The sequence below is a fragment of the Staphylococcus sp. McC-251-APC-3A2 genome, from assembly GCF_009695665.1.
GTDB classification, from domain to species: Bacteria; Bacillota; Bacilli; order Staphylococcales; family Staphylococcaceae; genus Staphylococcus; species Staphylococcus cohnii.
Map to the genome: position 1 here is coordinate 87,959 of NZ_VUNO01000005.1, position 11,841 is coordinate 99,799.

Sequence of the window (11,841 nt, forward strand, 5' to 3'; positions counted from 1 at the left end):
TTGAATGAATAAATTAGTCTCGGTTATTATATCGGTCTATAATAAGGAACCATTCTTAAAAAAATGCATTGAATCTTTAATCAATTTAAGTATGGAACACTCAAAATTAGAGGCAATTTTTGTCGATGATTGTTCTACAGATCATTCGGTAGCAATGATTGAAAGTTATGCTAGTCAGTATGATTTTATAAAATTAATTCAGTTACCAACGAATACAGGTAGTCCTTCAGAACCAAGAAATATAGGTATTAAAGAGGCGAAGGGCAAATATATCGCCTTATTGGATGCTGATGACTGGTTAGATACAGAAGGATTTCCTAGATTTATGGAGAAAGTAAATGCAGATGATGCAGAGTTAGGCTTAGGACAAACTTTCAAACATACAAATAAAAGCATTACATATCATGCTAGATTCACAGCATATAAAGATGCATCAAATCTGATGCCACAAGATATTGAAAAAATTTTTCGAGCAGTAGGGCCACCGGGCAAAGTATTCAAACGCGATATTGTAATTAATAATCAGATTCAATTTGAACATATGAAATTTGGTGAGGACAAATTATTTTTCATTGATCTTATTTCTAAGATTCAAAATATTACAATGTCTACGATACCTGCTTATCATGTGAATAGATACGATGAGAATCAATCACTTGTGAAAGAGACTTCAGTGGTAGATAAAGCTTATTTGAATGTGAATATAACCAAGCGCATTTGTAATATGGATATATCTGAATCTCTGAAAAAGATGATGTTATCTAGAATGGTGGAAGTAGACTTTTTTAGAAGGTTGTTGCATACAAAAACGTTTTTAAAATCTGATGATAAGCAAACGTTCTATGCTATTTTTGACGAAGTAGAACATATACTAAATGAATCTGGTTATCATATGAAGGAATTTATTAACAATAAAAAATTCATAGCTATGTATACTTTATACCATCAAGAAGATAAAGAACCCTTTTTAAACCTTACAGAAGCACTTGTTTATGGTTATTGGCATTATTATATAAATAAAGATGCGATTTACATGGAAATTGATGGTAATTATGATGTTTTAGAACCCACACCTGTGCGTTGTTATCCAGTTTATGAAGGGACGCAAATGCTAAATGGTGAATTATATGAAGTGATTAAAGTATTGAAACCGGAAAATATACAAATCAATGGTGTGAAATTAGTTGAAATTAATAACTCAGCGAACGCGTATCATGTCGATTATGTGTATAAAGATAAAAACATTTATATTCATCAGCAACAATTTAAGCAAGCGAAAGAGATAGATGTTAACCTCGGTGTCGAATTTGGTGAAATGAATGATATCGCCTTGGTTTACGCTTCTTACCCAAGTAATAATGAAATTTATAAAATGAAACGACAAAGCTTTAAGTTAGAGTTCGTCAATAAATTGAGAGAAAAATACAAAGGGAAATATTTCTTAACGGCTTCAGAACCATTGATGACGCTTAAAAAAACAAATGTATATCGTGACATTGAATTTAAAGAACAGCTCGTGAGCTTAAATCCAGGTACGAAAGTGGTGCCGACAGACGTTCAGTTCACATCGAATGGTACACCTAGATTAATTCTTGAAGACGGTAGTGTGATCACTGCTAATAAAGATTTTGTAACACAGATTAACATGGATGACCATCACAAATATATTACAGAGGTTCCTAGTGAGGTTAAAATTAAAAAAGTTTGTAAGTTGTATAACTCTAGAACATTTAAAAATGAACCACTAGAAACACTTAAAGTTGGAGATACGATTAACATAGCTAATATTGTCTATACTAATAAATCAACACCACGATTAGTCACACAAGAAGGAAATTACTTAACAGCAAACAAAGATTTTATTGAAGTAATATCGTAATATTGAAGTAATGAATATATTTAAGAGGCTACTAAATAACCGAAAGTATTGGTTTATAGTAGCCTCTTTGTTATAAAAAATTATTGGAATTAGTTAAGTTAATGCGTTGCCTCACGAATAAAATATTTAGTTTGATTACTTACGATTTTGGACTTTTTAGGCACTGGAACGATATAGTTTCCATTCGGAATTTTAATAAGCAAATTAATGATTATTACAGATATAGTAACTATAATAATAAATAAAATACCGTATAATAAAAAGCTATCCCTATTATCAAAAATTGCTATTTTCATTACAATCCATTTTACTAAAGGATGTACTAAATAAATTCCCATAGAGTAATTACCGATTAAAGTTAGTATTTTCATGATTGATTTACTTTTTCTGATAAGAAGGTAAAAATAAATTAAAAATGCTAAGAAAAACGGTGTATATAGTAAAAACATTGGATGGGATGATGTTACGAAATGATCTAAATCAATAAATATTAAAAATGAAATAAAAACGACTACAATAGAAGGTAATAATAAGGTTTTATATTTTCTAATACCCATGTTTATCTCCTCGTAATATCTTGCGAATACAATCCCTAAAATAAAATAAGAAATCCAATTGAAAATAAACGCTCTACTCATAACAAAAGTACCTATGACCGGTATATCAATTGAAAATTGTTCGTAGTTCAATTGCCAGAATATAGTGAGTATTGTAGAGAAAACGTATGTTAGCAGTAATGGTAAGCCTTTTTTAATTTTTTGTAAGACTGGAAATAAAATATAAAACTGAAGAACGGTTAATATAAAATATAAATGGTAATTTCCAGTTCCAAATAAATAATATCCTATAAAGTTTTTATTACTATCTAGGTTTACCTCAACAACGCCTAAGTAGTATAAATAGACAGTTGTCCAAATTATGTATGGTACAAATATTTTAGTAAATCGTGATTTTACAAAATAGTTTAAATCAAAACCGCGTTTCAAGACAGAATGTGTTAATAAAAAGGCACTAATAACTGCAAAAACAGGAGTGCCGAGCCGACCAATCTGGCTAAGATACCCTGCAATAATTGTCATACTAAGACTGTTTTCGTTATTTATGTATGAAACAGATAGATGAACACATACAATAAATAGCGTTGCAATAGACCTAATAATAGGTATTTCTTCAATATACTTCAAAATACTCCCCCCAAAAGATTGAAATTACACACATCCATTTATTATATAGCATACTGTTTGTTTAATCTAGAAGTAAAAATAGTGAAAATTTAATATTAAATGATTAATATTAATGATATTTCTATTACGATTGAGCATTCATATTAATAAGTGATATAAATGAATCTTTAAAAAATAAACAAAATATTGTAAAATGTTTATTGATTATATAAAAGGAGGTGTCGTAATGTTTCTTATAGCGCAAAGTTGCAGATTTTTACAAATCGTTCGCAACAAATTTTCAGGATTAACTTCAAAATTGGTGAAGTCTGTCTTTTTTGAAATTAATCAACAGTCTATAAGGAACTGACACCTGAATTTTGCTTCCTTATAGACGATATGGAGGAAGTAAAATGAATATATTAAACGCATCTAACATTTCTAAAAGATTTATTGAAGAAACTTTATTCGATGATATTAAAATTACTCTTAACGCTGGAGATACTATTGGTTTAGTAGGTAGAAATGGAGAAGGTAAGACTACCTTATTGAATTTATTATCTGGTATAGAAAAACCATCATCAGGCGTAATCAGTTGGAAGAAAAATTTAAAGATTGGTTATTTAAACCAAATACCTGAATACGAATCACATCAAAACATTTATCAATGTTTGCAATCTGTGTTTCAAACTTTAAATCGTATATCAGACCAACTTGAAGTGATTGAAGAAAAAATGAGTCATGAAACGGAAAATATAGATAATTTAATGTCTCGGTATGGCGAATTACAGTCATATTATGAAGCGCATGATGGTTATGAAATAGATGCTAAAATACGTAGAGTAGCTAATGGTTTAAATATAGAACATTTGCTCGAATCAAAATGGGGAGATTTATCTGGTGGAGAACGTACAAAAGTAGGTATTGCGCAAATATTGATTAAACCCACAGATTTATTACTTTTAGATGAGCCGACGAATCACCTTGATTTTAGTTCTATCGAATGGTTAGCTAACTATATTGAGAATTACGAAGGCGCTACAGTAATTGTTTCGCATGATCGCTATTTTTTAGATGAAACAGTACAGCAAATTATAGAAATAGATCAGAAGCAACTTTATAGTTATAATGGCAATTATTCATATTTTGTTGAAGAGAGAGAAAAAAGGTTACTAGTTGAATTTGAAGCTTATAAAACACAACAAAAGAAAATTAAAAAAATGAAAGAATCCATTAAGCAATTAAAATTATGGGCGAGCCAAGCAAAACCACCCAACGCTGCAATGTACCGTCGGGCTAAAAGTATGGAAAAAGCCTTAAATCGTATCAAGCGTTTGGAAAAGCCAACGATAGATTCACAAAAAATGAACATAGTGCTTGAAGAAGGTAAACGTGTTTCAAACAAAGTCATTGAAATGGAAAATGTGGCTAAAGCATATGATTCTTTATTATTTGAAAATGTGGATATGTTGATTAGAAGAGGTGAGCATGTTGCTATTATTGGTGACAATGGAACAGGTAAATCAACCCTTTTAAAAATGATTTTAGGACAAGTTTCTGTAGATGAAGGTTCAATTAAAACTGCAAACAATTTAAAAATTGGATATCTTTCTCAGCATGAGTTTGAGGAAGTTGAAAATGATACTATATTAAATATTTTTCGAGAAAAGGTGGATGTAACAGAAGGTCAGGCTAGACATATGTTAGCTAACTTTATGTTTTATGGCAAAGACGTTTTTAAAAAAGTTAATGATTTAAGTGGTGGAGAAAGAATCAGGCTTAGATGGGCGCAACTAGTAAATAGTGATTATAATTTACTAGTTTTAGATGAACCAACGAACCATTTAGATATAGATGCAAAAGAAACAATTGAAGAAGCTTTATTGGATTATGAAGGTACCATCATTACTGTGTCACATGATAGATACTTTCTTAATAAGCTATTTAGCGTCACTTATTTGTTGAAAAATAAAAATTTTGAAAAGTTTCATGGAAATTATAACTATGTTAAAAATAAAGGTTTTCTATAATTTATATACACACAAAATAAAGCAGGATAGCGGATGTCTATCCTGCTTTTAGACTGCATATTGAAATAAAAGTGTCACTTTAAGTTAAAGTGAGTTGTTCAAAACCTTTAAGGGTTTAGATAACATTTAAAGTATGATAACTTTTGTAATGGGAAAAGCAATTTCTTAATAAATCACTACTATTTGATGTATTGTAACGCAATCGTATAGCGAGCTAAGAATGGGGGAAATACAATATGAATCAATTGAAGCAATTTTTTATGAAGTTGATTGAACCACTAACACAGGTTGAATTTTATCAATCACTTTTAGTTAATATATTAATTATTGTGGCATATATTTTGATAGGTATTATTGTGATTACCATTGCGAAGAAATTAGTGACTAAATTTTTCAAAGCAAATGCAAAGAAAAAAACACATTATAAAATTAAACGAAGTGAGACGTTATCTACACTTGTTCAAAATCTAATTAGTTATGTTGTATGGTTTATCGTACTCACATCTATACTTTCACGCTTTGGGATAAGCGTATCGGCAATTTTAGCCGGTGCTGGTGTGGTCGGTCTAGCGGTCGGCTTCGGTGCACAAACAATTGTCAAAGATATCATAACCGGTTTCTTTATTATATTTGAAGGACAATTTGACGTGAGTGATTATGTGCAAATTAATGCGTCTGGTGTGACGATTGCAGAGGGTACAGTTAAAACAATTGGTTTAAGATCAACACGCATACAATCAGATACAGGTGAAATATATACTTTACCCAATGGAACAATAAGTGAAATTGTAAACTACTCTGCAACAGATGTATCACCACTAGTGATGATACCCGTTTCACCATCAGAAGATTATGAAATGATAGAGAAAAAATTATTAGACTTTTTACCAACACTCAAAGATAAATATGATATGTTTGTTGCAGCACCTGATTTATTAGGGTTAGACAGTATCGACGGCAATCAAATGATTATTAAATTATTAGTACATGTAAAGCCAGGTATGCATTTTCCAGGTCAGAGATTATTGCGTAAAGAAGTTTTACATTACCTTAATAAAGAAGGTATTTCTATGCCAAAACCAACGCTGGCTAAATTTGAAGAACCAGTAATTGAATAATATTGAAATTATAAAAAGAGAAAGCGTATCTACATGCATAATGCATGTAGATACGCTTTTTATTTTTTAAACGATACGCGCATACTCATTTATTTGGAAATTTACAATGTTGCATACAGTTCATTAATGACTGAAACCATGTCATCGTGTATTACTAAATTTGCATCACTATCATAAGGTGTAGGGTCCCTGTTAATAATAACTAAGTTTTGACCCTCAAAGTTTGATATAAGACCGGCGGCAGGCTGAACGACCAGTGAAGAACCTAAAACAACTAGGGTGTCAGCTGATTTGATTTTATGTAGAGCATCAAATATCGTGTCTTGATTTAGCATTTCTCCATAAAGTACGATATCTGGTCTGATTGCACTGCCACAAGTTTCACAATGACGTAGGTTATGATGAATAACGTATTGTTTAGAATATTTTTGCACACAGTTAATACAATAAAATCGGTTTAGTGTACCATGTAGTTCATCTGTGTGTGAACTCCCGGCATCTGAATGTAGGCCGTCAATGTTTTGAGTGATGACACCCAGTGATTGTTGATGCTGTTCAAGTTGAGCAATCCACTGATGAACGATATTTGGCTTTTTGTCAGCAAAGAGTAAATAATCATGACAAAAATTAATAAAGCCTTCTGGATCATTTTGGAAATACGCTTCACTTAATAAATACTCAGGAGAGTAACCATTTTTTGAAATTTCCTCATATAAACCACCAATAGAACGAAAGTCAGGAATACCACTTGCAACAGATATACCTGCTCCTGTGAAAAATGTAATGCTATTAGAAGTATCAATGATATTTTTTAATAATTCAATGTTACGTTTCATGAAATCACTCCGTTAAAAAATTTAACACCTAAAGAAATTTTGAAATTTCCAATATTATATTCAAATCAATTTTAAAATGAAGTATTGATTTTAGCAAATTCAGGATAGTGAGTATATCTAACTTGCAAGAATCCTTAGAACTTTCGATATATTGAAAGAAGAAAGGTGATAATAAATGATTAAATATTCAGCTCACAGTAAGCAACATTTCAATAAGTGTTATTTTACAAACAAAATATAATTTGACACACGAAATAATATTTTGTAAATTGTAGCTAAGATGAAACAATATTTTGAAAAGAGGTGATAGCTATTCGCAATATTTTAATATTATTGGAATCATCATTAGCGACTTTGAATCCATCGGAGTATAGAGTGGCACAGTATATCATCGATTATCCGCATGAAACGATCAACAGTTCAATACAACATTTAGCACACCTAACAAATGTCAGCGAAGCGACGATTGTTAGGTTATCTAAAAAAATTAAATGTAAGGGCTTTCAAGATTTGAAGATGGAAATTGCTATGGCGTTAAATAGCAACAATGAAATTGAATATGATTATGAAGAACTCAATATTAATGATTCCAATGAAAGCGTGATAAACAGTATTTCTCAAAGTAATGCTAAATCTATAAGAAATACAGCTCAAATTTTATCACCAGTAGCGTTAGAACAAGCGGCTTTAATGATACATCAGGCTAGAAAAATTTGTGTGTTTGGTATTGGTGCTTCGTCAATTATTGCAGAAGATTTAAAGCAAAAGCTTACACGCATCGATAAGTGGTGTGAGATTGGTAAGAGCTATGATGAACAAGCAACATTGAGTGCCAATGTAACAAAGGATGATGTTGTTATTGCTATTTCTAACACTGGCCAAACAGAAGATATTTTGCAGTCATTAGCGTTAGCGCATAAAGCGGGTGCTCAAATTATTTCCATAACTAAATATAGCAATAATGATGTGGCAGACTTAGCCAATATTAACTTATTTTATAGCTCTTCAGAAAAGCCTGTGAGAAGTGCAGCTATGAGTTCACGTATAGCCATGCTTAATGTCATAGATATTTTATTTGTATCATTAGCTAGTAGGGATTATGAAAGACATACGAAATTATTAGAACGTACACGGCAAGCAGTTAAAGTTAAAAAAAGAAAATACTGAAAGGGTGTTGTTTTATGAAAGTAATAATGGTTTGTTCAGGTGGCATGTCTAGTTCTATGATTGTGGATGCTGTGAAGAAAGAAGCTGCAAAAGAAAATTTTGATTTGGAAATTGTAGCAGTTGGAACCGAAGCATTTGAAAATGAAATTGCTGATTACGACTTAGGTTTAGTAGCACCTCAAGTTAGACATCGATTAGATAAATTTAAAAAAATCGGTGAAGCAGTTAATAAACCTGTAGATGTCATAGATCCAATGGGCTATACACCCATTGGCGCACCTAAAATTTTAAAGCAAATAAAAACGTATGTATAAGTACTAAATTAAATAAGTAAACAGAGGGTGTATGTTATGCAGAAATTTTTGAAATGGATAGAAAAGGTATTGATGCCGCCCATGGCCAAAGCTTCTGAACAACGACATTTGACTTCTATTCGTGATGGTATTATTGCAACACTACCACTTATCATTGTTGGATCGTTCTTTACTTTATTTGCGTCTCCACCCATACCAGCTTTAGAAAAATTGGTAGAACCACATGCTGAGAAGATAATGGTCGCTAATAGAATGACGTTGGGCTTGATGGCAGTTTACGCTGCATTTTCAATGGGATACAGCTTAGCAAAATCATATAAAATGGATGGCCAAGCAGGAGGGTTACTTTCACTAGCCACATTCTTAATGATGACGTTACCGCTCAACTTAGATGATAAATTACCTAAAAGTGACGCTGTTGGTTATGTGTTACCTATGGCAGATTTAGGTGGTTCCGGCTTGTTTGTAGCAATCATTTCCATGATATTTGCTGTTGAGATGATGCAGCTTGTAGTGAAGTCAGGATTTACGATTAAAATGCCGGATCAGGTACCGGGCTCTGTTGCGCGTTCGTTTGAATCTTTGGTACCAGCAATCGTCATTATCGTTATTTCTTGGTTTGTAAGAGTGATATTAAACATAGATTTAAACGCCATTATTAATAAAATCTTTGAACCTTTAGGCAATTTTGCTGGTGACAGTTTATTAGGCGCTTTAATCCCTGTGTTTTTCATTGTACTTTTATGGTCAGCAGGTATACATGGTGTGGCAGTAATGGGTGCAGTATTCCAACCTATTTGGTTTTCTTTATTAGACCAAAATATTGATGCTAAGGCTGCTGGGGAACCATTACCACATATTATTGTTGAACCATTTTTCCAGTGGTTTGTATGGATAGGCGGTGCAGGGGCGACGCTGAGTTTGTGTATATTGATGATATTTTCTAAGTCTGAATATTTGAAGAAGGTAGGACGTTTTTCCATTATACCGAGCATATTTAACATCAATGAACCACTTATATTTGGTGCGCCATTAGTTATGAATCCGATTCTTGCTTTACCATTTATAGGCATTCCATTAATTCTGACTACGATTACTTATTTTGTATTTAAGTTAGGTTTGATAGCTAAAATTACGATACTGGCGCCATGGACATTACCGGGGCCTTTGGGGGCATTATTTGCAACAAATGGTGACTGGAGAGCACTAGTGTTAGTCGTATTTAATCTTTTAGTAGCAGTAATCATATACTATCCGTTCTTTAAAATGTATGAACGTAAAATGTTAGAGCAAGAACAAGGCACTACAAATGATGCTTTAAACGACGATTAATTGAGATGGGGAGATTTGATGACTGAACAAAACGAGCAAATTATTTTTGAAATTATTTCACATGGCGGTAATGCGAAAAGTTTAGCATATGAAGCTTTGGATGCAGCTACAGCATTTAATTTTGAAGAAGCGAATGAACTGATGGCACTGTCGAAGCAAGAAATGAGTAAGGCACATAATATACAAACAGAGTTAATACAGTCTGAAATAAATGGTGACAAAGTACAAACCTCGTTATTGATGATACATGCACAAGATCATTTAATGACAGCGATTAGCGAAAAAAATTTAATTGAAAAAATGATTGAGTTATATCAAAAATTAGAAGAGAAGTGTTAATATGATGCGATTGATTTATTTAATAGTATTATTTTTACTCATATTTTGCTTTTATAAAATAGCCCATTTTATAGTCAATAAGTTTCAATTTAATAGATGGTTGTTGCTTATAGCTATCCCATTAATCGTCGTTGTACCTGTATTCATGTTTGAAAATATTAACTTGTTTGGCTGGGGCATAATATTACTTTTATTAATATTTACGAGTATCCTCTTTTTTGAAAAATCTCGTGTATTGATTGAACATCGTCAAATGCGTGGCATTATATATAAATCAAATAAGGAGTAAAGATATATGCATAATTTAGGAATTTCAGTTTATCCGACACAATCTGATTTAGTAGAAATGTGTGACTATATAGAAATGAGTGCAAAATTCGGATTTAAGCGCATCTTCACAAATTTACTTTCAGTTAAAAGTGATGAAGAAGCGGTTTTTAATAAATTTAAGTCAGTGGTAAAAGTTGCTAAAGAGAATGATATGACTGTGATTGCGGATATTAACCATAAAGTTTTTGAAGCATTGAATTTAAAGCGTGATGATTTATCCTTTTTTAAAGCACTAGGTGTATCAGGAATACGTGTTGATGCAGGATTTTCAGCTCAAGAAATAGCACAACTGAGTTATAACAAACAGCATATGTATGTAGAATTAAACATCAGTGTGAGTGATACATTTATTGAAGAAGTGTTAAGTTATCAACCTAATTTAGACAAACTTGTAGGTTGTCACAATTTTTATCCTCAAACCTATACTGGCTTATCATATCAACATTTTGTAAATACGAGTGAGGCTTATAAAAGAAATAATGTTCACACTGCAGCTTTTGTTACTTCACAAGAGGCAACAGTTGGACCTTGGATGATTATGGAAGGGTTACCTACATTAGAAAGTCATAGAAATTTACCTATAGCAGTACAAGTTAAGCATTTATTAATGACGAATTTAGTAGATGATTTTATTATTGGTAACGCATTTGCTTCTGAATCTGAGCTACAATCACTTTCAGAAATTAATTTAGCAATGCCTAGTTTTGATGTTTATTTAAATAACGATATTACTGAATTAGATGAAACCATTGTGACAGAGGCATTTCATTTCAATCGGGGTGATATTTCAGATTATGTTATACGGTCAACGATGAGTCGTGTCCATTATAAAGATGAGCCATTCCCGCCAAATAATACAGTACAAATTAAAAAGGGTGATATTGTGATTTGTAATGAACAATACGGTCACTACAAAGGGGAGCTACAAATCGCATTACAAGATATGGAAAATCAAGGTTATAAAAATGTTATCGGACATGTAAAAAAAGAAGAACATTTCTTATTAAATTTATTAAAACCATGGCAGTCATTTGAATTAAAAGTGACATCATAATCTTTTTTAATAGTACGTGACTTCTTGATATTTCAAGTATTAGTAGAAAGATTATCAAAGAAGTGAGGCTAAAGTAAAGGCACTTTCGTTGAATTTATTTTAAATGGATCATACGAAAGTGTTTTTCTATGCGCAGAATTTCTTGTCTAATAAAAATGAATGATATTGTACTCAAACAAATTAATGTTAAAGCATATAAGAAAGTTTTATGGGATATTAAAATTATTCAATTTCCACCTTATTCCACCTTAGAGTCTAGCCGTTAAAGGAGTCTTATAT

10 protein-coding genes are annotated in these 11,841 nt (G+C 31.7%); 8 read left to right on the plus strand and 2 right to left on the minus strand.

The window, feature by feature from the left end; genetic code table 11:
* The first annotated feature begins 4 nt into the window (after positions 1 to 4).
* A complete protein-coding gene (locus tag FYJ81_RS10630; protein WP_107523699.1) occupies positions 5 to 1,879 on the plus strand; it encodes a glycosyltransferase family 2 protein in 1,875 nt (624 codons plus the stop codon).
* Between the two features lie 98 nt (positions 1,880 to 1,977).
* Here the strand turns inward: FYJ81_RS10630 and FYJ81_RS10635 are convergent, their stop codons facing one another.
* A complete protein-coding gene (locus FYJ81_RS10635; RefSeq protein ID WP_107523698.1) occupies positions 1,978 to 3,063 on the minus strand; it encodes an acyltransferase in 1,086 nt (361 codons plus the stop codon).
* 392 nt (positions 3,064 to 3,455) lie between these two features.
* Here FYJ81_RS10635 and abc-f point away from each other — a divergent pair, with 392 nt between their 5' ends.
* Positions 3,456 to 5,072, plus strand: a complete 1,617-nt coding sequence (gene abc-f / locus FYJ81_RS10640) for a ribosomal protection-like ABC-F family protein (RefSeq protein ID WP_107523592.1) — start codon at positions 3,456 to 3,458, stop codon at positions 5,070 to 5,072.
* Positions 5,073 to 5,308: 236 nt separating this feature from the next.
* The gene (locus FYJ81_RS10645; protein ID WP_040030475.1) at positions 5,309 to 6,190 is read left to right on the plus strand and encodes a mechanosensitive ion channel family protein; all 882 of its coding nucleotides are present in this window, start codon (positions 5,309 to 5,311) and stop codon (positions 6,188 to 6,190) included.
* Positions 6,191 to 6,291: 101 nt separating this feature from the next.
* Here FYJ81_RS10645 and FYJ81_RS10650 read toward each other — a convergent pair whose 3' ends face one another.
* Complete coding sequence (locus FYJ81_RS10650) at positions 6,292 to 7,026, minus strand: NAD-dependent protein deacylase (RefSeq protein WP_107523593.1); 735 nt, start codon at positions 7,024 to 7,026, stop codon at positions 6,292 to 6,294.
* 303 nt (positions 7,027 to 7,329) lie between these two features.
* Between FYJ81_RS10650 and FYJ81_RS13290 the strand changes: the two genes are divergently transcribed.
* The 5 genes from FYJ81_RS13290 to FYJ81_RS10675 all read left to right on the plus strand — a co-directional run bounded on the left by FYJ81_RS13290 (position 7,330) and on the right by FYJ81_RS10675 (position 11,562).
* Positions 7,330 to 8,193 (plus strand): MurR/RpiR family transcriptional regulator, encoded by an 864-nt coding sequence (locus FYJ81_RS13290; protein ID WP_256217584.1) that lies wholly within the window; start codon positions 7,330 to 7,332, stop codon positions 8,191 to 8,193.
* Between the two features lie 14 nt (positions 8,194 to 8,207).
* Complete coding sequence (locus tag FYJ81_RS10660; RefSeq protein ID WP_019469213.1) at positions 8,208 to 8,507, plus strand: PTS sugar transporter subunit IIB; 300 nt, start codon at positions 8,208 to 8,210, stop codon at positions 8,505 to 8,507.
* A 36-nt stretch (positions 8,508 to 8,543) separates the two neighbouring features.
* Entirely contained in the window at positions 8,544 to 9,839 is a 1,296-nt protein-coding gene (locus tag FYJ81_RS10665; protein ID WP_107523594.1) for a PTS sugar transporter subunit IIC, read from the plus strand.
* 18 nt (positions 9,840 to 9,857) lie between these two features.
* Positions 9,858 to 10,178: a PTS lactose/cellobiose transporter subunit IIA gene (locus FYJ81_RS10670; protein ID WP_107523595.1), complete on the plus strand. Its 321-nt coding sequence runs from the start codon at positions 9,858 to 9,860 to the stop codon at positions 10,176 to 10,178.
* 295 nt (positions 10,179 to 10,473) lie between these two features.
* Complete coding sequence (locus tag FYJ81_RS10675; RefSeq protein ID WP_107523597.1) at positions 10,474 to 11,562, plus strand: DUF871 domain-containing protein; 1,089 nt, start codon at positions 10,474 to 10,476, stop codon at positions 11,560 to 11,562.
* Positions 11,563 to 11,841: the final 279 nt, after the last annotated feature.